Below are 21,877 nucleotides of genomic sequence, written 5' to 3' on the forward strand. Positions count from 1 at the left end.
TTGGTCGTCGTCCGTCCTCACGGGTCCGGGGCTCGGGTCGCTCGCACCGGGGCGGTGCGGCCATGAGTCATGATCTCGCCGCCCGGGTCCGGCGCCGGTTCGCCACCGAGGGGACGACGGTGACTCCGGCCGCCGTCGTGGCGGCGGTACGTGCCGAGCCCGACGCCGCCGTCCTCGGCGACACCACCGTGCTGCGAATGGCCACCCGGGTTCATCACGACCTGGTCGGTGCCGGCCCACTGACGCCACTGCTCGCCGACGACCGGGTCACCGACGTGCTGGTGAACGGCACCGAGGTCTGGGTCGACCGGGGCAGTGGGCTGTCCCCGGTGTCGGTACCGCTCGGTGGCCCCGACGAGGTACGCCGGCTCGCCCAGCGGCTCGCCGCAGCCTGCGGTCGACGGCTGGACGAGGGCAGCCCGTACGTCGACGCGCGGCTGCCGGACGGCACCCGGCTGCACGCCGTACTGCCGCCGGTGGCGACCAGCGGGCCGTACCTGTCGTTGCGTACCTTCCGCCAACGTCCGTTCACCCTCGACGACCTGGTACGCCACGGTGCCCTGCCGCACGCCGCCGCCACGCTGCTCGCGGCGGTGGTCGCCGCCCGGCTCGCCTACCTGGTGGTCGGCGGGACCGGGTCGGGCAAGACGACCCTGCTGAACACGCTGCTCGGTTTGGTGCCACCGACCGAACGGATCGTGCTGGTCGAGGACGCGGCGGAGCTGCGACCGGTGCATCCGCACGTGGTCGGCCTGCAGGCCCGAACCTCCAACGTGGAGGGTGCCGGTTCGGTCGGGCTGAGCGACCTGGTGCGCCAGGCGCTGCGGATGCGCCCCGACCGGCTGGTGGTCGGCGAGTGCCGGGGCGCCGAGGTGGTGGACCTGCTCTCCGCGCTGAACACCGGGCACGACGGCGGGGCGGGCACGCTGCATGCCAACGCACCGGCCGACGTGCCGGCCCGACTGGAGGCACTGGGGCTGCTCGGCGGGCTGCCCCGGTCGGCCCTGCACGCCCAGGTGGCCGCCGCGCTCCAGGTACTGCTCCAGGTCCGCCGCGCTTCGACCGGGCGGGTGCTGGAGGCGGTCTGCCTGCTGTTGCCGGCAGGCCCGGAGCGCCTGGTCACGGTCGTACCGGCCTGGCGAAGGGAGCGGGGTCCCGGTCCGGCCGCTCCGGCCCTGGCCGCGCTGCTCGCCGAGCGGGGAGTGCCGGTGCCGCCGCTGCTGGACGACGGGTCCCGGTCCTGGCCGCAGCCGTCGGCAGGCCGACGGGAGATCACCCGGGGTACGCCGTGACCACCTGGTGGCTGGCCGCCGCCTGTCTGATCGGCGCGGCGATCCTGGTCGGCTGGCCGGCCGGCACTGCTCGGGCGCGGCGCCGGGCGGTGATCGGACGACGGCACGCCATACGGACCGCTGGGCGGGCCGACCCGGGTGACGGGCCGGCGGGATTGCCGGTCTCCTGGTCGATTGCCCTGGACCGGCTACTGGCCTCGGTACCGCCATGGCGGGCCGTGCTCGTCGGTGCCGTGCTGGGTGGCGTCGGGGGCGCCTTCGCCGGTGGTCCGGTCGCGGCGCTCGCTGTCGCCGCCTACACCGGAATCGCGATACGTGCCCTGTTGCGCCGCCGGGTCGGCCGGTCGGCCGAGCGGGCGCACCGTCGCCAACTCGACGCGCTCTGCGGACTCGCCGCCGACCTGCGAGCCGGGCTGCCACCGTCGACCGCCATGCCGTGGCAGGTCATGCCCTCGGCTGTCATGCCGTCGACCGCCACGCCGTCGGGCGTCATGCCAGCGGCCGACGGGTCGGACCGGCTGGCCGGTCTCGCCCGAGCGGCGGTACGCCTCGCCGAGCAGACCGGCGCACCCCTGGCCGACCTGTTGGAGCGGATCGAGGCCGACGCGCGGGCGATGGACCGAGGGCTGGCCGCCGCCGAAGCACAGGCGGCCGGCGCGCGTGCCACCGCCTGGTTGCTGGCGGGTTTGCCGGCCGGCGGCATCGCCCTGGGCTACGGCATCGGGGTCGACCCGATGGCGATTCTGTTGCACACCCCGATCGGCGCGGCCTGCGCGGTCGGCGCCATCGTTCTGCAACTTGCCGGCCTGGCCTGGGCGAGTCGGCTCAGCGGTGCCGGCCACACCGACCGGGCCGGGTCCGTCGTGACCTCGGGGCGCTGACGGCGGTGCGGATCCTGGTGCCGGGAGTTCTGACCGGTCTCGCCCTCTTGCTGGCGCTGGTCCGGGTGCCCGCCCGCCGGTCGTCCCGACGACGGCTTGCCGCACTCGGCCCCGCCGCCGTCGGACTGTCCACCCGAGCCACCCGAGCAGCGGGGCGGGGCCTGCCGAGGTCGGACCGGGGCCGGCCCGGCTGGTCGGGCCGGATCGATTTCGTCCGGCTGGCTGCCGGGTTGGCCGGACTGGCGTCCGGCGTGCTGCTCGGCGGTGTGCTCGGCGTCCTGGTCGGGGTGACGGCGGCGGTCGGTCTCGACCGGTTGCTCCGCCGGCTCGAACCAGCGGCCGTACGACGGCGTCGGCTGCGCGAGTCGGCCGATCTTCCGCTCGCCGCCGACCTGCTCGCGGCGGCACTGCGGGCCGGCGCACCGGTCGACCGGGCGGTCTGTGCGGTCGCGGAGGCACTCGGCGGTCCGCTGGGCGAGCGCCTCACCGAGGTCGGCCGGACCCTCCGGTTCGGCGGCACGTCCGACGAGGCGTGGTCGTGTCTCGGGCCGGTGCCGGGCGCGGAACGGCTGACGTCGGCGGCGGTCCGCTCCGCGGCGAGCGGGGCCGCGCTGGCCGGGGCGTTGACCCGACTCGCCGACGACCTGCGGGCCGACCGGGTGACCGATGCCGAGGCGGCGGCCCGGCGGGCCGGCGTGTTGATCGTGTTGCCGCTCGGCCTGTGTTTCCTGCCCGCCTTCATTCTCGCCGGCCTCGTGCCGGTGATCGTCGCCGTGCTCGGCGACGTGCTGTGACCGATTCGAGAAGGGAACTGAATCAATGCTGCGCAAGTTGATCGCCCGGCTCCGCGGCGACGCCGGGATGAACACCGCCGAGTACGCCGTCGGCACCCTCGCCGCCGTCGCCTTCGCCGGAATCCTGCTGAAGGTACTCACCTCCGGTCGAGTGCAGGCCGCGCTGGCGAGCGTGATCGACCGGGCTCTGTCGTGATCCGGTGCCGGCCGGGCGACCGCGACCGGGGCTCGTTCACCGCCGAGTTGGCGGCCGGCCTGCCGGCGCTGCTGCTTCTGCTGCTCGCCGGGCTCGCCGCCGTAAATGCGGTGATCACGAAGGGACAGTGCGTGGACGCGGCGCGGGAGGCGGCCCTGGCTGCCTCCCGCGGTGCCCCGGGAGTACCGGCCGGTGCCCGCGCCGCACCGCCGGGCGCGGTGGTGTCGGTCTCGGTGGACGGTGACCGGGTGGTGGCCACCGTACGGGCACCGGTGCGGTCGCTCGGGGCGCGGTTGCCCCGGTTGACGGTGAGCGCGGTTGCGGTGGCAGCGGTCGAACCGGGTGCACCGGAGCCGTCGACATGACGCCCGATCGCATGGCCCTCGATCGCATGACACCTGACTGCATCGCGCTCGACCGCACGGCCCTCGACCGCATGACGCCCGACCGCACCGCGACCCGGCTCTGCGACGCGACCCGGGCGTGCGACGAGACACCGCGGCACCGCGCCCCGGCGGGTAAGGCCGGCGGGACCTCGCCCCCGCGCGGCGGCGGATCCGAGCGGGGCAGCGCCACCGTGTGGCTGCTCGTCGCGGGCCTGGTACTGGTGGTGTTCAGCCTCGGTGCGGCGGCGATCGCCGCCGCCCGGGTGGCTCGGCATCAGGCCCGGGTCGCGGCGGACCTGGGAGCCCTCGCCGGTGCCGCCCACGCGCTGGACGGACCAGAGCGGGCCTGTTCGCGGGCGGCGGTCATCGCCGCCGCCAACAGCGCCCGGATCACCGGCTGCACGCTCGACGGATTCGATCTCCAGCTCACCGCCGAGGTGACGGTCGAGCCGCTGCCGGGGATGACCAGGGTTGCCCGAGCGACAGCCCGGGCCGGCCCGGTGCGTGGCGAGGCAGGCCAGCCCGGCGGGTATCTCGGCGAGCAACCGGGCCCGGGCGCCGCACGTGCTCGATCACCTCGATCGACTCGGCTGCCGCTGGTGGAGGATCCCTCCGGCACCGCCCTACCGGGTGGCCGGTGGAGTGGGCGGTGGCAGGAGTTGCACGGTGGGGCTGCGGCTGGAGTTCCACGATGCGTCGTACGCGACGACGTAGATCGTCTCGTAGCCGCCCCGCGGCGTGATCACGGCGGTGTTGGTGCTGACCTTCGCCTCGACCCTGATCTCGTCTATGGCGAACACGTGGTAGACGTGGTATTCGATCACTTCGATGTCGTCCGTCGCCGGTTCCCAGCTGACCAGGTATCCGCCCTGGGTGACAGCGGTGACCACGGGAGCGCCCGGCGGGCTGGGCGGGACGGTGTTGTCACCACTGCGCGGGAAGGACGGCGGCTGCGGGACGGACGCGCGGGCGGAGAACCCCGACATGTTGCCGGCCGCGTCCCGGGCGGTGAGCGAGAAGTGGGTCCACGCCGCGGTCGGCGAGAGCTGAAGGGTCAGCGGAGCGTTGTCCGGGACGATCCGGGCCAGGTACTGCGAGTAGAACTGGTCGCCCTGGTAGACGTAGTACTGCGCCACGCCGACGTTGTCGGTCGACGCCGGCCAGGTGATGGTGACCGCGCCGGGTACGACCGACAGCACCTGCGGCTGACCGGGTGCGCTCGGCGGCTGGATGTCCGGCGCCGACGGCTCCACCAGGACGTCGTCGAACCAGCCGGTGGCGTAGCTGGTGGTCAGCCCGATCCGGCCCTGGGCGAACTCGCCGTCGGTGGCGGTGACCGAGGCGGACCCGAGCTGTCCGACCAGCCGGTCACCCCGGAGGGCGAGCCGCAGCGTCTGCCAGCCGCCGATCGCCGCGGTCACCGGTGCGGAGGCGAGCACGGTGCCCCGACCGGCGACGAGTTTGCCCAGTTCGAGCTGGCTGTTCCCGCGCAGGTTCAGGTAGTAGTGGCTGCTGCTGGACTGGACCCGGGCGAGCAGCCCGATCGAGGAGCGGGCGCTGCCCAGCGTGGTCGGCCTCACCTGCACGCTGACGGTGTAGTCGGTCCAGCCGGGATCACCGACCCGGGCGCCGGCGGCGGCGCTGCCGGAACGCTGCCGGAACGCCAGCGTGGTGTCGTCGCCGCCGACCGACCACCGCCCGCCGAGCGTCGACCAGCCGGCGGCGTCGCCATCCTCGAAGTCGTCCTCGAACAAGGGGGCCACCGCCGTCGTTCCGGTGTCCGTCCGGCCCGGCCGGGTGGTGTGGTCGGCCACGGCCAGATCTCCGCCGCCGGCCGCAGTCGTGACCACGCCGGCATCATCGGTGGCCACGCCGGCATCGTCGGTGGCCACGCCGGCGACAGGCGAGGACAGGACGGCCACCAGGGCGGCGGTGGTGGCCAGTGCCAGACCGGCGGCGACCGGCGCGAACGGCCGGCGGCCGGGCCGGCGGCGACCGGCAACGGTGCTGACGAGGACGGACACGGCGGCGACCTGCCCTTCGGAACGGGACCGGCCGGCCTCACAGCCGAGGCGACGCAGGCCGGTGAATGCGGAGCAAGACGGAGCAAGACCGGGCGTGGACCGGCCGACGAGATCGGCCGTGATTACTGAACCTTTTTCAGCCTGAACCGCGCGGCGCTCACACACCGCGTCCGACCTTGCGCTCCGACGGACCGCAGGGGAGGTTGAAAAAGGTTCACTGAGTGTGATGGGACTCAACCCTATGTGCAGTGATTCGTATTCGTCAATGTAATCACGAGGGGCGCGGCTTCGCCCGAACGTGATCGGTCGGCACTCCTGGGACATTTACCGGGGTGGCGGGCCGGGCAACGAGTGGCGGGGCGGGCACGCGAGCGGCGGGGGCGGGCACCAGCGGCGGGCCCGGCACGCGGATGGTGCGGCGGGATGGCTCAGCGGATGCTGCCCTCGGTGGCCCGGCGCACCACCCAACTGTTCAGCACCTGATGGATGCTGTGCAGCATCTGGTGGATCTGGTCCAGGCGTTCTGCCTGGGCCAGTGCCGCGTACGCCTGTGAGAGCGCGATCTGCTGGTCGACGGTCAGATGTGCCTGGTCGATGGTGTACAGCAGTTCGACGGTCTCGGCGATGGTGTCGGCCACGACGTCCTCCTCAGGCGGATCCGTGGAAGCGCTCCCAGCGTAACTTAACCGGATCCACATAGATCCATGCATGCGAATACCGACTATCCGCGATCAGGTCGCGTCGGGCTCGGCCGTAGCCAGCCTGGCCAGGTTGGACAACACCACGTCGAGGACCCGGACCGCCTCCGACTTGGCCAGCGGGTTGTTGCCGTTGCCGCACTTCGGGGACTGCACGCAGGAGGGGCAGCCGGTCTCGCAGCCGCACTCGGCGATCGCGTCCCGGGTCGCGGTCAGCCACTCCGACGCCGCCCGGTACGCCCGCTCGGCGAAGCCCGCGCCGCCCGGGTGCCCGTCGTAGACGAAGACCGTCGGCGCCTCGGTGTCCGGGTGGTTGGCGGTGGAGAGCCCGCCGATGTCCCAGCGGTCGCAGGTGGCGACCAGCGGCAGCAGCCCGATCGCGGCGTGCTCTGCCGCGTGCAGCGCCCCCGGCACCTCGGCCGCATCCACCCCGGCCGCCGCCAGCGACTCGGGCGAGACCGTGAACCAGACCGCGACCGTACGCAGCTCCCGGGCGGGCAGGTCCAGCGGCAGGGTGGCGAGCACCTCACCGGAGGCGAGCCGGCGGCGCTGGTACGACACCACCTGGCTGGTCACGTCGACCTCGCCGAGGAACATCCCGACCGGCCCGGCGTCCAGATAGGAGCGGACCGAGGCGACGGAGAGCGACGTGACGTCCCGGGGGTGGGTGGACCAGTCCGGCTCCTCGGCGTGCACCAGTGCGCACCCGTCGTCGAGATCGAGGGCGTCGACCACGTACGACACGCCCTGGTGCAGGTAGACCGCGCCGGGGTGGACCTGGAAGTGTGCCGATGCCGGGTCGACGGTGCCGAGCAGCCGGCCGGTCGACGACTCGACCACGTCCACCGGGGTGCCGCCGGTGCCGCGCAGGTCCACCTCCGGCCGTCCGGCGTGCCGCCAGTACCAGCCGGTCGGGCGGTGCCGCAGCGCGCCGGCGGCGACCAGCGCCTCGACCGCCTCCTTCGCCCCGGCGCCGAAGAGTTCCAGGTCGGCCGGGGTCAGCGGGGACTCGGCCGCCGCGCAGGCCAGCTGTGGCCCGAGCACGTACGGGTTGGCCGGGTCGAGCACGGTCGCCTCGACCGGCCGGCCGAACAGCGCCTGCGGATGGTGCACCAGATAGGTGTCCAGCGGGTCGTCCCGGGCCACCAGTACCGCCAGCGCCTCCCCGCCGGAGCGCCCGGCCCGGCCGGCCTGCTGCCAGAGCGAGGCCCGGGTGCCGGGGTAGCCGCAGATCAGCACCGCGTCCAGGCCGACCAGATCGACGCCGAGCTCCAGTGCACTGGTCGAGGCGAGTCCGAGCAGCTCGCCGCCGAGCAGCGCCTGCTCCAGCGAGCGGCGCTCCTCGCGCAGGTAGCCGGAGCGGTAGGCGGCGACCCGGGCCCCGAGCCCGGGCACCGCCTCGTCCAGCCTGCGCCGGGCGGTGGTGGCGATCACCTCGGCCCCGCGCCGGGACCGGACGAAGGCCAGCGTCCGCACCCCGGCCGCGACCGTGTCGCTGAGCAGGTCGGCGGTCTCCCGCAGCGCGGAGCGGCGTACCGGGGCGGCGTCGAACCCGCCGCCCGGCGCAGCCGCCCCGGCGCGGTCGGCCGGGTCCGGGACGTCCGACGGCGAGGACGGCGGCAGCGGCGGCGGCTCCCAGAGCGCGAAGGTCAACCCGCCGCGCGGCGCGGTGTCCTCGGTGACGGCGGTGACCGGCAGCCCGGTCAGCCGCTCGGCCGCCGCGGCCGGGTCGCCGGAGGTCGCCGAGGCCAGCACGAAGACCGGTCCGTCCGGCGCCGGCCGGGGACCGCCGGTCCCGCCCCGCTGCCCCGGCACCGATCCGGAGGTACCCGGATAGCGCGCGGCCTGTCGTCGCAGCCGGCGCAGGACGTGCGCCACGTGCGAGCCGAAGACGCCCCGGTAGGTGTGGCACTCGTCGACCACCACGAACGCCAGCCGGCGCAGGAAGGTGGACCACCTCGCGTGTCCGGGGAGGATGCCGTGGTGCAGCATGTCCGGGTTGGTCAGCACGAACCGGGAGTGCGCCCGGATCCAGTCCCGCTCGCCGCGCGGGGTGTCGCCGTCGTAACACGCCGGGCGTACCCCATCCAGGTCGAGCGCGGCGACGGCCCGGAGCTGGTCGGCGGCGAGCGCCTTGGTCGGCGCCAGGTAGAGCACGGTGGCCCGGGGGTCGGTGAGCAGGGTGGCCAGCGCCGGAAGCTGGTACGCGAGCGACTTTCCCGACGCGGTGCCGGTGGCGACCACCACGTGCCGGCCGGCGTGCGCGTGCCCGGCGGCCTCGGCCTGGTGCCGCCACGGCGCGACCACGCCCTGTCCGGCGAGGACGGCGCGCAGTTCCGCCGGCACCCACTCCGGCCAGTCGACCGCGGTACCCGGGCGGGCCGGTATCCGCTCGACGTGGGTGACCGGGTTGCCGGCCCCGCCGCCCGGTGTGCGGGCGCGCAGCATGGCCAGCAGCTCACCCGCGCCGAAACGACCGGCCGGGCGGGAGTCCCCGCCCCCGGTACCGGCCGATACTGTTGCGGGATACGTCACGCCCTGCACTCTCGCACTCTCGTACGTGCGTCGGAAGGCCGGGTGGGGTCGGTCCGCCCTCGCTGCGTGGGCCGCCCCTCGATGGTTAGATGCCCAGGAGCGTTCCTGGCCGGTCAGAGGAGGACTGATGGATCTGTCGCTGACGACCCGCACCATCGGTGAGTACACGGTGTTGGAGGTCGGCGGCGAGGTCGACGTCTACACCGCCCCGCGGCTGCGCGAACGACTGGTCGAGCTGATCGACGGCGGGGCCCGGGCGATCGTCGTCGACCTGGGTCGGGTGGACTTCCTCGACTCGACCGGCCTCGGCGTGCTGGTGGGGGCGCTCAAGCGGCTGCGTCCCGTCGGCGGGACGTTCGGGCTGATCTGCGACAAGGAGCCGCTGCTCAAGATTTTCCGGATCACCGCCCTGGACCAGGTGTTCCCGATCTATCCGACGCTGGACGCCGCCACGCCGGCCGACTCCTCCGGTGCCGATGCCTGATGTCGACGCGCCGATGCCCGATCTCGACGGTCGACTCGTGATGTCGAGGGTCAGGCTCTCCTTCACCCCGGCCCCGGTCCACGTCCGCACCGCCCGGTTGGTCGGGGTCGCGGTGGCCCGCCGGGCCGGCGTGCCCGAGGAACTGCTCGACGAGGTACGGCTGGCGATCGGTGAGGCCTGCGCCCGCGCCGTCGCCCTGCACCGCCAGTACGGGCTGGGCGAGCTGGTGCAGGTCGAGATGTCGGACGGTCCGGCGTACACGGTCCGGGTGATCGACCGGGCGCCGATCGAGGCCGGGTTGGGATTGGCCGCGCTGCCTCCGGACGAGCTGGCCGACGAGTCGTTGACCGACGAGGCCCTGACGGTCGGTGTCGGGTTTGCCCTGCTCGCGGGCTTTGTCGAGGACCTCCAGGTGCGTCCGGTGGACGAGGGCGTCGGCACCGAGGTCCGGATGGTCTGGCCGCTCGGGCGGTAGTCCGGTCGCTGGTCGGCCTCCGGTCACCGTCCCGACGGCTTCCCCGGCGGCGGTCGGCACCGAGCATTACCAGAACCCCGTGGGCAACACAACGACGAAGATCATCGCGACCAGGCAGGTCCTCTGTGTGACCTCCAACACCACGGACCGCTAGAGTACCCGGGGTTATCCGCAAGTGTGCTGGTCCCGCTCCCGTGGGTGGGGGAGCATCGTCGGTCGTGGGTTGTCCCGGGCCGGCGGAACCCTTGCGAATTGTCGCTCCACGCGTGGAGACGTCTGGCCGGTTCGTCTGCCGGCCCGACGCGAGTGTTCGGTACAGGAGGACATAGATGTCCGTAGATATGGCCGCCGACGGTGGCGTGCTGTCCCTCGGCGGTGAGAATCTCTCGTACGTCGTCGTCGCGGCAGTTATCGCCCTGGTGGCGCTCGGCTTTGCCGGTGCGCTGACCAAGGCCGTGCTGTCGAACGGCAAGGGCACCGAGAAGATGCAGGAGATCGCGGGCGCCGTGCAGGAGGGGGCCTCGGCCTACCTGCTCCGGCAGTTCCGCACCCTCGCGATCTTCGTCGTGGTCGCCGTGATCCTGCTCTTCCTGCTGCCGGTGCACGACACCGAGGGCAACGAGACGCTGGTGAAGATCGGCCGCTCGGGCTTCTTCGTGGTCGGTGCCCTGTTCAGCGCGTTCATCGGTGGCGCCGGCATGGCCCTGGCCACCCGGGCCAACCTGCGGGTCGCGGCCGCCGCCCGCGAGCACCAGGGCGGCCGGGAAACGGCGATGCAGATCGCGTTCCGAACCGGTGGCGTCGTCGGCTTCCTCACCGTCGGCCTCGGCCTGGTCGGCGCGGCGGCGGTTGTCCTGATCTACCAGGGCGACGCGCCGACCGTACTGGAGGGCTTCGGTTTCGGTGCCGCGCTGCTCGCCATGTTCATGCGGGTCGGCGGCGGCATCTTCACCAAGGCCGCAGACGTCGGTGCCGACCTGGTCGGCAAGGTCGAGCAGGGCATCCCGGAGGACGACCCGCGCAACGCGGCGACCATCGCCGACAACGTTGGTGACAACGTCGGTGACTGCGCCGGAATGGCGGCCGACCTGTTCGAGTCGTACGCCGTGACCCTGGTCGCCGCGCTGATCCTCGGTCGGGCCGCCTTCGGCGAGCAGGGGCTGGTCTTCCCGCTGATCGTCTCCACCATCGGCGTGCTGATCGCCATTCTCGGGGTCTTCATCACCCGGCTGCGGGCCGGCGACCGCTCCGGGCTCACCGCGATCAACCGGGCGTTCTACGCCTCCGCGGTGGTCTCGGCGATCCTGGTCGCGGTGATGTCCTTCGTCTACCTGCCGGCCACCTGGGCCGAACTGGTAGGTGACGACTGGCGGACCAGGCTCGGCCTCGCCGAGGGCGCGGCCGACCCGATCGACCCGCGGATCCTCGCCATCGGCGCCGTGGTGATCGGCATCGTGCTGGCCGCCGCCATCCAGGCGCTGACCGGCTACTTCACCGAGACCAACCGGCGGCCGGTGCAGGACATCGGCAAGTCGTCGCTGACCGGTCCGGCCACCGTGGTGCTGGCCGGGATCAGCGTCGGCCTGGAGTCGGCGGTCTACTCCGCGCTGCTCATCGCGGCCGGCGTCTTCGGCGCGTTCCTGCTGGGTGGCGGCTCGCTCACGCTCTCGCTCTTCGCGGTGGCACTGGCCGGTACCGGTCTGCTCACCACGGTCGGCGTGATCGTCGCGATGGACACCTTCGGGCCGATCTCCGACAACGCGCAGGGCATCGCCGAGATGTCCGGCGACATCGACGAGCAGGGCGCGCGCACCCTCACCGAGCTGGACGCGGTCGGCAACACCACCAAGGCGATCACCAAGGGCATCGCGATCGCCACCGCGGTACTCGCCGCCACCGCGCTGTTCGGGTCGTACACCGACACGCTCGGCACGTCACTGCGGGACGCCGGCTCCGACCTGTCGATCGACGGGCTGCTCAACGTCGCGAACCCGCGCAACCTGGTGGGTCTGATCATCGGCGCCGCGGTGGTCTTCCTCTTCTCCGGTCTGGCCATCAACGCGGTCTCCCGCTCGGCCGGCGCCGTGGTGATGGAGGTACGCCGGCAGTTCCGCGAGCTGCCCGGGATCATGGATTACAGCCAGCGGCCGGAGTACGGCAAGGTGGTCGACATCTGCACCCGGGACGCGCAGCGCGAGCTGATGACCCCGGGGCTGCTCGCCATCCTGGCGCCGATCGCGGTCGGCTTCGGACTCGGCCCGGGTGCGCTGGCCGCGTACCTGGCCGGTGCGATCGGGGCCGGCACCCTGATGGCGGTCTTCCTGGCCAACTCGGGCGGCGCCTGGGACAACGCCAAGAAGCTGGTCGAGGACGGCGCGTTCGGCGGCAAGGGCTCGGACGCGCACGCGGCCACGGTGATCGGTGACACGGTCGGTGACCCGTTCAAGGACACCGCCGGGCCGGCGATCAACCCGCTGATCAAGGTGATGAACCTGGTCTCCCTGCTGATCGCCCCGGCCGTGGTGGCCTGGAGCGTCGGCGAGGACAAGAACACCGCGCTGCGGATCGCCGTCGCGGTCGTCGCGGCGCTGATCATCGTCGCGGCCGTGCTGTTCAGCAAGCGCAAGCCGGTGGCGATGTCGGACTCCGACCCGGACGACGACGGCGCCGGCAGCGGCAGCTCGGATCAGCAGCCGCAGACGGTCACCGCCTGAGGCGGAGCAGATCCGGACCCGGGTCCGTCGCGCACGCGACGGCCCGGGTCCGGCTTTTCCGGACCGGCGACCACCCCGGTCGGCTCGGATGGTCAGGTGGGTTGGCGGTGACCCGGCGAAACCACCCCCTCGCGAAGCCGGCTCCAACCCGTACGCTGCAACGCATGCGTACCCCCCGCACGGCATCCGCCGGTAGGTTCGTGGCGGCCCTGTGCGCGATCGCCCTCCTCCTCGGGGGCTGCGCCGGGGGACCCACCCCACAGGCCTGGGCCGCCGCGGTCTGCGCGGCACTGGCCCCGTGGCGGGCCGAGATCGGGACGCTGACCCGGAGCACCCAACAGCAGATGACCGCGCAGACCAGTCCGGCGCAGGCCAAGGAGAACCTGGTCCGGCTGCTCAGGGGTGCCGAACGGGCCAGCGAGACCGCCCGGCAGAAGGTGGAGGCGGCCGGCGTACCGGACACCGAGAAGGGTGAGGCGGTCTCCCGCGGCTTCGTCGCGTCGCTGACCGCCGTCCGGGATGCCTACGGCCGGGCCGGCGCGGCGATCGAGGCACTCGGCACCGGACAGGCCAGCGAGTTCTACGACGGCGTCAAGGCCGCCGTCGACACCCTCAACGAGGAGTACGACGCCAGCTCGCTCGACACCAGCGAACTGGACTCGGTGGAGTTGAGACGGGCCTTCGACGAGGTTCCGGAGTGTCGCTGAGGCCCCCTGTCCCGCCCGTACCGGCCGAGTCGCCCGACCCGGCCGGCACGCCATCCGAGCCGCCCGACCCGCCGCCGGAACCGCCTGGCCCACCCGCGGAACCGCCTGGCCCACCCGGGGAACCGCCTGGCCCACCGGTGCGACAGCTCTCGCTGTTCGGGGTGGAGGCCACCGAGCCGTCCGTCGGTGACCTCGCCGGGCTGCTGGCCGGGCCGGGTGAGCTGGTCCGGATGGGTGGTACGGCCCGGATCGCCCTGGTGGTGGACGCCGCCTGGCGGGTGCACGTCCTCGTCGCCGAGCTGGCCCGCCGGGGGCTGACCGCCAGTTGGCTGGGGCGGGTGGCGGAGCAGCACCGGGTGCAGACCTCCTACAGCACCCTGCTCGCTCCGCTGGCCGCCGGTTGGCTGCGCGGCACGGTGAAGCGGCCACCCGGCAACTTCTTCCTGACCGGTCCCCGGCTGCGGCTCTGGGTGGCGGCGGCGGGCACCCCCGAGCCGCTCGGTTTCGTGCTGCGACTCGGCGCCGCCGACGAGGCGTGCCGGGAGCCGGTCGGTGCGGCGCTGGCCGCGATCGGCCTGCCGGCGGTACTGCTCGACCCCGGGGCGGGCGGTCCGGCGTACCGGATCACCGGGCGACGTCGGTTGGCCCGGCTGGCGGAGTTGGTGGGTGACCGCCCACCGACCGCGCCGCCGGGCCAGTGGCCGGGCGCAACATGGTGAGTACCCTCGATGGGGGAACCCGCCGGACCGATCGACCGGTGTCGCATCCCGGACAGCCGCAAGTCAGATTTGTTCGGATAATCCGATTGGCGGCTCGCTGAGTGGGGCATGATCCGTCCGGTTGGTCCCGCACAGATCGCCCATGGGTGTACGGTGTCGCCGTCCGGCATGACCGCCCGTCCCGGCGGTCGCACCCGGTGTCACCGCAGCGTAGCGGTGCTCTTCTCGGGCCGCGCAACCCCCGGGACGGGGAGCGCGTTACGTTGGACGTCTGGCCATCGGGCGGCCGATCCGGCCCCGGCGGCGGGCGCGGACAGGGCGGTCCGCAGGGGGAAGATCGTGATTGAGGTCAGGAGAGACGTGCCGAGCAACGCCAGGAGCACCCGTCTGGTCATCGTCGAGTCACCGGCGAAGGCCAAGACGATCTCGGGCTATCTCGGCCCGGGATACGTCGTCGAGGCCAGCCTGGGTCACGTCCGTGACCTGCCGCGCAACGCCGACGACGTGCCCGCCAAGTACAAGGGCGAGTCGTGGGCCCGGCTCGGCGTGGACGTCGACAACGGGTTCGCCGCCCTCTACGTCGTGTCGCCCGACCGCAGGCAGCAGATCACCAAGCTGAGCCGGCTGGCCAAGGAGGTGGACGAGGTCTTCCTCGCCACCGACGAGGACCGCGAGGGCGAGGCCATCGCCTGGCACCTGGTCGAGACGCTCAAGCCCAAGGTGCCGGTCAAGCGGATGGTCTTCCACGAGATCACCCGGCAGGCCATCCAGGCCGCGGTGGCGAACCCGCGCGAGATCGACCGCGACCTGGTCGACGCCCAGGAGGCCCGCCGGATCCTGGACCGGCTCTACGGCTACGAGGTCTCCCCGGTGCTGTGGCGGAAGGTCCGCTCCGGACTCTCCGCCGGCCGGGTCCAGTCGGTCGCCACCCGGATCGTGGTCGAACGCGAGCGGCAGCGGATGGCGTTCCGCAGCGCCGAGTACTGGGACATCCTGGCCACTCTCGCCGTACGCGGCGCCGCCGACGGGCCACGCAGCTTCTCCGCCACCCTGGTCGCGTACAACGGCGACCGGATCGCCACCGGCAAGGACTTCGAGCCGACCACCGGCCAGGTGAAGCCGGGCGCCGCGGTGATGCATCTCGACGAGGCGGGGGCCCGTGGCCTGGCCGCCCGCCTCGACGGGCGGCCCTTCACCGTGACCCGGGTCGACGAGAAGCCCTACCGGCGCCGCCCGTACGCGCCGTTCATCACCTCCACGTTGCAGCAGGAGGCGGCCCGGAAGCTGCGCTTCTCCTCCCAGCAGACGATGCGCACCGCCCAGCGGCTCTACGAGAACGGCTACATCACCTACATGCGTACCGACTCGGTGAACCTGTCGGAGACGGCCATCGCGGCCGCCCGCCGGCAGATCGCCGAGCTGTACGGCGAGCGGAACGTGCCGCCGGAGCCCCGCCGCTACACCGGCAAGGTGAAGAACGCCCAGGAGGCGCACGAGGCGATCCGCCCCGCCGGGGACCACTTCCGCACCCCGGGTGAGCTGGCCAACGAGCTCTCCGCCGAGGAGTTCCGGCTCTACGAGCTGATCTGGCGGCGGACCATCGCCTCCCAGATGACCGACGCGGTCGGCTCCAGCGTCTCGGTGCGGATCCGGGCGGTCTCCAGCGCGGGCGAGGAGGCCGACTTCGGGGCGACCGGCAAGACCATCACCGAGCCGGGTTTCCTGCGGGCGTACGTGGAGTCGTCCGACGACGAGAACGCCGAGGCCGAGGATGCCGAGCGGCGGCTGCCGAACCTGGTGAAGGACCAGCCGCTGACCGCCGAGGAACTGGCCGCGACCGGGCACCACACCCAGCCGCCGTCCCGCTACACCGAAGCGTCGCTGGTCAAGTCGCTGGAGGAGCTGGGCATCGGCCGGCCCTCGACGTACGCCTCGATCATGGCCACCATCCAGGACCGGGGGTACGTCTTCAAGCGCGGGCAGGCGCTGATCCCGTCCTTCCTGGCCTTCGCCGTGGTCGGCCTGCTGGAGCGGCACTACCCCCGGCTCGTCGACTACAACTTCACCGCCGCGATGGAGAACGAGCTGGACGAGATCGCCGGCGGTGACCATGCGGCGGTGGACTTCCTGACCTCGTTCTACTTCGGCAGCGAGATGGGCGGGGACAAGTCGGTGGCCCGGTCCGGCGGGCTGAAGAAGATGGTCACCGAGAACCTGAGCGAGATCGACGCGCGCAGCGTCAACTCGATCCCGCTCTTCCGGGACGACGAGGGGCGCGACGTCGTGGTCCGGGTCGGCCGGTACGGCCCGTACCTGCAACGGAGCCTGCCCGGCGCGGAGCCGGCGGCCCGGGACACCGGCGACGGCGGCCCGCCCGAGGACGCGGCGGCGAACGGCGACCGGGCACCGATCCCGGAGGGGGTCGCGCCGGACGAGCTGACCCCGGAGAAGGTGCACGAGCTGTTCCTCGGCGGCGGTGGGGAGCGCAAGCTCGGTGAGCACCCGGAGACCGGCGAGCCGATCGTGCTCAAGTCCGGCCGGTTCGGTCCGTACGTCTCCAGCGGTGAGCGCAAGTCGTCGCTGCTGCGCTCCCAGTCGCCGGAGTCGCTGACGATGACGGAGGCGCTGCAACTGCTCACCCTGCCCCGGGTGGTCGGGGTGGCGCAGGACGGTGCCGAGGTCCTGGCCGCGAACGGCCGCTACGGCCCGTACGTGAAGCGCGGTGACGAGTACCGGTCGCTGGAGTCGGAGGAGCAGCTCTTCACGGTCACCCTGGACCAGGCGCTGGCCCTGCTTGCGGCGCCGAAGACCCGGCAGCGCCGGGCGGCGGCCCCGCCGCTGCGGGAGATGGGCACCGATCCGCTGACCGAGAAGCCGTTGGTGATCAAGGACGGCCGGTTCGGGCCGTACGTCACCGACGGCGAAACCAACGCGTCGCTGCGGCGCGGCCAGACTCCGGAGGCGCTGACCCTGGAGGAGGCGTCGGAGATGCTGGCCGAGAAGCGCGCCAAGGGCCCGACACCGCGCAAGCGGGCGGCGAAGAAGACGGCCGCCAAGAAGACGACCGCGAAGAAGGCGAGCGCCAAGGCCACCGGCACCGCCGAGACGCCGGCCAAGAAGGCGGCGGCGAAGAAGACCGCGGCGAAGAAGGCGACCACGAAGAAGGCGACCACGGCGAAGAAGGCTCCCGCGAAGAAGGCCGCCCCGCGCGCGGCCGCCACCGCCGAGTCCACCGACTGACCCGGGTCAGGGCCGGGGGCGGCGGAAGCCGTAGGTCTGGTGTTCGCGGCGGAAGCCGAGCCCGGCGTAGAGCCGCTGTGCCGGCAGGTTGTCCGCGTTGTAGTTGACGGTCACCGTCGCCATCCCGGCCGCCGCCATCCGACGCATCGCGGTCAGCATCACCGCCCGGGCCAGCCCTCGCCGGTGGAAGTCGCGGTGCGTGCCGACCGGCTCGAAGTGGCCGACCCGGTTGCGCCCGTCGAGCCAGTAGACGGCGAAGGCCGCGATCCGCCCGTCCGGGGCCTCGGCGACGACCTCCCGGTCCGGGGAGTAGCCGGGCCCGGTCATCACCGCCGAGCGGTACAGTTCGGCGGTCCAGTCCGCGTCGAACGCCGAGTTGCGGGCCCGGGCGAGCTGGTCGGCGTCGGCCGGCCGGGCGGTGCGCACCAGGAAGCCCTCCGGCGCGACCGGCGCGTCCACCGGGCCGGCGAGTTCCCGGACGGTGACGTCGTCCCAGGTGCGGAAGCGGGTGAAGCCGAGTTCGCTGAGCAGCCGGATCCGGGTGGTGTCGCAGTCGAAGACATCGGTCAGCACGTACGGCTCGTCGACGGCCATCGCCCGACCGGTGGTTTCCGCCGCCGTCCGGAGCATCTCGACCTCGGCGGCGGTGCCGCGCAACGCGGGGGCGGTGAATACGTCGAAGGCGGCACCGAAGCGCAGGTTGATCGCGAGCCCGACGATCTCGTCGCCGTACTCCCAGAGCTGGACCAGCTCACCCACCGGCCGACCTCGGAGGTTCTCGTAGATCCGGTGCGGTACCTCGCCCACGTGGTCGTATCCGCACCGGCCGGCCTCGGCGATCCAGGCGGCGAAGGTCTGCGACAGGCGCGGCAGATCGGCGTCCGAGTAGGGCCGCATCCGCGGCGTCAGGCTCGTCACCAGGCCTGTATACGGCATCGGCCGGCCCGGATCCGAACGATTTCCGGCCGGGCGTCGGGACCGGAACAGTGTCCGGCCGGGCGTCGGGACCGGAACAGTGTCCGGCCGGGCGTCGGGACCGGAACCCTGTCCGGCCGGGCGGTGGGCGGACGTCACGGGCGCTGATTGGGGATCAGGGGCCGAGCACCTGCTCGGTGTAGGAGTTCGCGAAAACCCGGTCCGGGTCGAGCCGGTCCCGCACAGCCAGGAAGTCGGCGAACCGGGGGTACGCCGGGCGCAGCGACTCGGCGTCCCGGTAGTGCAGCTTGCCCCAGTGCGGCCGGCCGCCGAGTCCGGTGGCGATCCGCTCGAACGCCCGGAAGTACGGCTCGGCCGGCATCCCGGCGTACTGGTGGATCGCCACGTACGCCGACTCGCGTCCGTGGCCGTGCGAGAGCCAGATGTCGTCCGGGGCGGTGAACCGGACCTCGACCGGGAAGAGCACCCGGAACGGCAGTTCCTCGATCACCCGGCGCAGCCCGGCCAGCGCCTCCGGCAGGGCGGCCCGGGGCAGGGCGTACTCCATCTCCTGGAAGCGGACCCGGCGCGGGGTGCAGAAGACCCGGTCGGAGCGGGCGGTGTAGCCGCGGGCGGTGAGCGCCCGCGCGGAGACGGCGGAGATGGCCGGTACCAGGGCGGGGACGGTCCGGCCGAGCCGGCAGGCCGCGGCGAAGACGGAGTTGGCCAGGAAGTCGTCGTCCAGCCAGCTCCGGAACGGGTGCAGTGGCCGGTCGTCGACGGGTACCCGGTTGTTGACCTTCACCTGCACCCGGTCGGTGTAGGGGAACCAGTAGAACTCGAAGTGGTCGTTCCCGCCGACCAGTTCGGGCAGCTCGGCGAGGACCTCGGGCAGCGGTGCCGGGCGTTCGTCGGCGCGGAGCACGAAGGCGTCCACGCAGTTCAGGGTCACCTCGGTGATCACACCGAGGGCGCCGAGCCCGACCCGGGCCGCCGCGAAGACGTCGGGGTTCCGGTCGGCGGAGCACTCCAGCAGCTCGCCGGTCCCGGTGACCAGGGTCAGCCCGGCGACGAAGGTGGAGAGGCAGCCGTAGCCGGCGCCGGTGCCGTGGGTGCCGGTGGAGATCGCCCCGGCCAGCGTCTGCGCGTCGATGTCGCCGAGGTTGGCCAGGGCCAGGTCGTGCCCGGCGAGCACCTCGTTCAGCGCGTGCAGGGTGACACCAGCCGGTACCGTGATCAGCCGATGGCCGGGATCGACCCGGACCGCTCCGGTCAGCGCGGTGAGATCGACCCGCTGGTCGTCGGCCCGGGCGATCGCGGTGAACGAGTGGCCGCTGCCGACCGGCTTGATCCGCCGGCCAGCGGCTCGGGCCGCCCGGACCGTGGCGACGATCTCGTCCACGGTCGACGGTCGCAGCGCGTCGCCGTCGACGCGTTGGTTGCCGGCCCAGTTCGACCAGGAGGAGGTGGCTCGGGGTGCTGCGGTACGCCCGCTCATCTGCCGTCCGTTCGCTCTGACCAGGCCGTCGATGGACAAACATGAATTAGGCTCGTATCAAGGTGTGCCAGGGCGAGTAAATCAGGATCGTCACGGCGAGTAAATACCGATATCCGCTCGGCTCGTTAGTCCGGATAGCGTTTCGAAACCGTGACGCCTAGTAACCTTCACCCCGTCGAAAGGGAGTGGCGACGAGTGTCCACGTCAACCGCCACATCCGGTCCACTGCGCCGCGTACCGGTGCAGGGCCGTAGCGTCGCCCGGGTCCAGCGCATGCTCGACGCCTGTGCCGAGATAGTCGACGAGGTCGGCTACGAGGGGCTGACCACGACCCTGCTCGCCGAGCGCGCCGGAGTGGCCATCGGGTCGGTGTACCAGTTCTTCCCGGACAAGCGAGCGATCGTGCAGGCACTGACCCTGCGCAACATGGAGGCGTACCTGGAGCGGCTCAGCGACCGGTTCTCCCGGGGCGACCTGACCTACTGGTGGGACGGGGTCGACGCCGCGATCGACGAGTACATAACGATGCACCGGAGGGTGCCCGGCTTCCGTACCCTGCACTTCGGCGACGTCGTCGACGTGCACCTGCTGGACGAGGACCGGGACAACAACGGTGTCATCGCCGAGCAGTTGGCCCGGGTGCTGGTCGAGCAGTTCGGCACCAGCGACGCGCCCCGGCTGCGCTTCGCGCTGGAGATCGCGGTCGAGGCGGCCGACGCATTGATCAAGCTGGCCTTCCGGCGTGATCCCGAGGGCGACGAGCAGGTGCTGACCGAGGCGACCGCGCTGATCCGGGAGTACCTGCACCGGCACGTCGACGCCGCCCCCTCGGCCGGGTAGCGTCCTTCCGGCACCATCAGCCGCCCTACGACAGGTCCGGTACGCGGCTCACAGGAAGGCCCGGCCCTCGCCGCGATAGGTCGGAACCGTGCCCACGACCCGGTCCGACTCGACCAGGTGCAGCTCCCCGACATGTTCCGCCAGCTCGCCGGCCTTGGCGTGCCGGAACCAGACCCGGTCACCGACCCGCAGTGACGCGGCGACGGCACCGGTCACCGGGGTCTGCACCTCCCCGGCGCCCTCGGTGCCGGTCAGCCGCAGACCCGGCGGCAGCCACGGGGTGGGCAGCCGGGTCCGGTCAGCCGGCCCGGAGGCCACCCAACCACCGCCGAGCAGGGTCACCATCCTGGCGGCGGGACGGCGGACCACCGACAGCGCGAAGAACGCCGCCGGTCGGGGCCGCCAGCTCCGGTAGGCGTCGAACAGCGTCGGCCCGTACAGGCCCGACCCGGCGGTGATCTCGGTTACCGCCGGGTCCGCCGTGGTCAGCGCGACGCTGCCGGTACCGCCGCCGTTGACGAACTCCAGGTCGGCGTGCTCGCGTACCGCCGCCACCGCCGCCGCGCGCCGGTGCAGCAGTTCCCGGTACGACCGGCGTTGCAGCAGCCGGATGGCGGCACCCCGGACGGCCTGCCGGGGCGGTGCGTCACCGAGCCCGGCGATCTGTGCCTCGTAGCCCATCAGGCCGACCAGCCGATAGCCCGGCCGCTGGGCGATCGTGCCGGCCAGCCGGCCGGCCTCGGCGGCCGAGTGCACCGGTGAGCGGCGGGTGCCGACGTGCATCCGTCCGCCGAGGGCGGCGGCCATCGGCCGCCAGGAGGCGTCCAGGTCGAGGCAGAGCCGGATCTCCGCCCGCGTGCCGGCGGCGGCGACCGCGTCGACCAGGTCGAGTTGCGCCGTACTGTCCACCATCAGACAGATCTTGGCGGCCAGTTCCGGGTCGGCGGCAAGCTGAGCCAGCGCCTGCCGGTCGGTGGTCGGGTAGCCGAGCACCGCGTCGTCGGTCACGCCGCTGCGGACCAACCAGATCGCCTCGGCCAGGGTGTACGCCAGCACGCCCGCCCAGCCGGGTCCGGCCAGCGCCCGGCCGAGCAGGGCCCGGCAGCGCAGCGACTTGCTGGCGATCCGCAGCGGCTTCTCCCCGGCCTGGCCGGTCAGGGCGCGGGCGTTGGCGTCGAACGCGTCGAGGTCGACCACGGCAAAGGGTGGTTCGAGATGTGCCGTCGCCCGGTCCAGGCGTCGGCGCAGCTTGTCGCGTTCGGTGGTCATTCGAGCACGCTAACGCTCCCGGCGATAATGCGAAACTCTCTCGCGTACCCCGGTGTGGCGTGCGGGGCACCGGTAGCGGCACCATCGACCCACCGGGAGATCGACGACTCGACCCACCGGGAGCTCCACCACCGCCCCCTAAGCCCCGACTCCGGGGAATGTCGGGGTCGGAGCCGATCCGTACCGCCACTAGAGTGTGCTCGGGGGAGC

General features: G+C 72.8%; 18 protein-coding genes and 1 pseudogene. 13 read left to right on the forward strand and 6 right to left on the reverse strand.

What is annotated here, in order from left to right; genetic code table 11:
* Positions 1-62: 62 nt before the first annotated feature.
* The 6 genes and pseudogenes from ABNF97_RS20805 to ABNF97_RS20830 all read left to right on the forward strand — a co-directional run.
* Positions 63-1,292, forward strand: a complete 1,230-nt coding sequence (locus ABNF97_RS20805; RefSeq protein ID WP_349339475.1) for a TadA family conjugal transfer-associated ATPase — start codon at positions 63-65, stop codon at positions 1,290-1,292.
* The gene (locus ABNF97_RS20810) at positions 1,289-2,173 is read left to right on the forward strand and encodes a type II secretion system F family protein (RefSeq protein ID WP_349339476.1); all 885 of its coding nucleotides are present in this window, start codon (positions 1,289-1,291) and stop codon (positions 2,171-2,173) included. Before ABNF97_RS20805 ends, ABNF97_RS20810 begins: the two co-directional genes overlap by 4 nt.
* A 14-nt stretch (positions 2,174-2,187) precedes the next feature.
* A complete protein-coding gene (locus ABNF97_RS20815; RefSeq protein ID WP_502930532.1) occupies positions 2,188-2,967 on the forward strand; it encodes a type II secretion system F family protein in 780 nt (259 codons plus the stop codon).
* 25 nt (positions 2,968-2,992) lie between these two features.
* Entirely contained in the window at positions 2,993-3,163 is a 171-nt protein-coding gene (locus tag ABNF97_RS20820) for a DUF4244 domain-containing protein (protein ID WP_101368449.1), read from the forward strand.
* Positions 3,160-3,528: a TadE family type IV pilus minor pilin gene (locus tag ABNF97_RS20825; protein ID WP_130461648.1), complete on the forward strand. Its 369-nt coding sequence runs from the start codon at positions 3,160-3,162 to the stop codon at positions 3,526-3,528. Before ABNF97_RS20820 ends, ABNF97_RS20825 begins: the two co-directional genes overlap by 4 nt.
* Before the next feature lie 71 nt (positions 3,529-3,599).
* Positions 3,600-4,037 (forward strand): annotated as a pseudogene (locus tag ABNF97_RS20830) (Rv3654c family TadE-like protein); the annotation flags it as partial.
* 135 nt (positions 4,038-4,172) lie between these two features.
* Here ABNF97_RS20830 and ABNF97_RS20835 read toward each other — a convergent pair.
* The 3 genes from ABNF97_RS20835 to ABNF97_RS20845 form a co-directional block, all read right to left on the reverse strand.
* The gene (locus tag ABNF97_RS20835; protein ID WP_349339477.1) at positions 4,173-5,573 is read right to left on the reverse strand and encodes a hypothetical protein; all 1,401 of its coding nucleotides are present in this window, start codon (positions 5,571-5,573) and stop codon (positions 4,173-4,175) included.
* A 428-nt stretch (positions 5,574-6,001) separates the two neighbouring features.
* Complete coding sequence (locus ABNF97_RS20840) at positions 6,002-6,211, reverse strand: hypothetical protein (RefSeq protein WP_107262234.1); 210 nt, start codon at positions 6,209-6,211, stop codon at positions 6,002-6,004.
* 93 nt (positions 6,212-6,304) lie between these two features.
* A complete protein-coding gene (locus tag ABNF97_RS20845) occupies positions 6,305-8,719 on the reverse strand; it encodes a DEAD/DEAH box helicase (RefSeq protein ID WP_349339517.1) in 2,415 nt (804 codons plus the stop codon).
* Positions 8,720-8,933: 214 nt separating this feature from the next.
* Between ABNF97_RS20845 and ABNF97_RS20850 the strand changes: the two genes are divergently transcribed.
* The 6 genes from ABNF97_RS20850 to topA all read left to right on the forward strand — a co-directional run bounded on the left by ABNF97_RS20850 (position 8,934) and on the right by topA (position 17,145).
* On the forward strand, positions 8,934-9,290 hold the full coding sequence (locus ABNF97_RS20850; protein WP_130461649.1) for an anti-sigma factor antagonist: 357 nt from the start codon (positions 8,934-8,936) through the stop codon (positions 9,288-9,290).
* 37 nt (positions 9,291-9,327) lie between these two features.
* Entirely contained in the window at positions 9,328-9,765 is a 438-nt protein-coding gene (locus tag ABNF97_RS20855; protein WP_130465766.1) for an ATP-binding protein, read from the forward strand.
* A gap of 329 nt (positions 9,766-10,094) precedes the next feature.
* Positions 10,095-12,479: a sodium-translocating pyrophosphatase gene (locus tag ABNF97_RS20860; protein ID WP_349339478.1), complete on the forward strand. Its 2,385-nt coding sequence runs from the start codon at positions 10,095-10,097 to the stop codon at positions 12,477-12,479.
* Between the two features lie 164 nt (positions 12,480-12,643).
* On the forward strand, positions 12,644-13,186 hold the full coding sequence (locus ABNF97_RS20865) for a hypothetical protein (RefSeq protein ID WP_130461651.1): 543 nt from the start codon (positions 12,644-12,646) through the stop codon (positions 13,184-13,186).
* Complete coding sequence (locus tag ABNF97_RS20870) at positions 13,183-13,905, forward strand: hypothetical protein (protein ID WP_349339518.1); 723 nt, start codon at positions 13,183-13,185, stop codon at positions 13,903-13,905. Before ABNF97_RS20865 ends, ABNF97_RS20870 begins: the two co-directional genes overlap by 4 nt.
* Before the next feature lie 360 nt (positions 13,906-14,265).
* Entirely contained in the window at positions 14,266-17,145 is a 2,880-nt protein-coding gene (gene topA, locus ABNF97_RS20875) for a type I DNA topoisomerase (RefSeq protein ID WP_130461653.1), read from the forward strand.
* Positions 17,146-17,151: 6 nt separating this feature from the next.
* On the opposite strand, the gene ABNF97_RS20880 is transcribed toward topA, so the two are convergent.
* Positions 17,152-18,063, reverse strand: a complete 912-nt coding sequence (locus ABNF97_RS20880) for a GNAT family N-acetyltransferase (protein ID WP_130461654.1) — start codon at positions 18,061-18,063, stop codon at positions 17,152-17,154.
* A gap of 172 nt (positions 18,064-18,235) precedes the next feature.
* Positions 18,236-19,558, reverse strand: a complete 1,323-nt coding sequence (locus ABNF97_RS20885) for a D-arabinono-1,4-lactone oxidase (RefSeq protein WP_130461655.1) — start codon at positions 19,556-19,558, stop codon at positions 18,236-18,238.
* 195 nt (positions 19,559-19,753) lie between these two features.
* On the opposite strand from ABNF97_RS20885, the gene ABNF97_RS20890 reads away from it, so the two are divergent.
* Positions 19,754-20,398: a TetR/AcrR family transcriptional regulator gene (locus tag ABNF97_RS20890; protein ID WP_349339479.1), complete on the forward strand. Its 645-nt coding sequence runs from the start codon at positions 19,754-19,756 to the stop codon at positions 20,396-20,398.
* 48 nt (positions 20,399-20,446) lie between these two features.
* Here the strand turns inward: ABNF97_RS20890 and ABNF97_RS20895 are convergent, their stop codons facing one another.
* Entirely contained in the window at positions 20,447-21,667 is a 1,221-nt protein-coding gene (locus ABNF97_RS20895) for an alanine racemase (protein ID WP_130461656.1), read from the reverse strand.
* Between the last annotated feature and the right edge of the window lie 210 nt (positions 21,668-21,877).

Source organism: Plantactinospora sp. B6F1, assembly GCF_040120695.1.
In the GTDB taxonomy this organism is placed as follows: domain Bacteria; phylum Actinomycetota; class Actinomycetes; order Mycobacteriales; family Micromonosporaceae; genus Plantactinospora.

What these genes read in the sequence shown, in the direction of transcription:
- ABNF97_RS20865 (WP_130461651.1), top strand. Translation starts at nt 12,644, where the DNA reads ATGCGTACCCCCCGCACGGCATCCGCCGGTAGGTTCGTGGCGGCCCTG.
- ABNF97_RS20845 (WP_349339517.1), bottom strand. Translation starts at nt 8,719, where the DNA reads ATGCTGCGCGCCCGCACACCGGGCGGCGGGGCCGGCAACCCGGTCACC.
- ABNF97_RS20860 (WP_349339478.1), top strand. Translation starts at nt 10,095, where the DNA reads ATGTCCGTAGATATGGCCGCCGACGGTGGCGTGCTGTCCCTCGGCGGT.
- ABNF97_RS20805 (WP_349339475.1), top strand. Translation starts at nt 63, where the DNA reads ATGAGTCATGATCTCGCCGCCCGGGTCCGGCGCCGGTTCGCCACCGAG.
- ABNF97_RS20820 (WP_101368449.1), top strand. Translation starts at nt 2,993, where the DNA reads ATGCTGCGCAAGTTGATCGCCCGGCTCCGCGGCGACGCCGGGATGAAC.
- ABNF97_RS20850 (WP_130461649.1), top strand. Translation starts at nt 8,934, where the DNA reads ATGGATCTGTCGCTGACGACCCGCACCATCGGTGAGTACACGGTGTTG.
- ABNF97_RS20885 (WP_130461655.1), bottom strand. Translation starts at nt 19,558, where the DNA reads ATGAGCGGGCGTACCGCAGCACCCCGAGCCACCTCCTCCTGGTCGAAC.
- ABNF97_RS20895 (WP_130461656.1), bottom strand. Translation starts at nt 21,667, where the DNA reads ATGACCACCGAACGCGACAAGCTGCGCCGACGCCTGGACCGGGCGACG.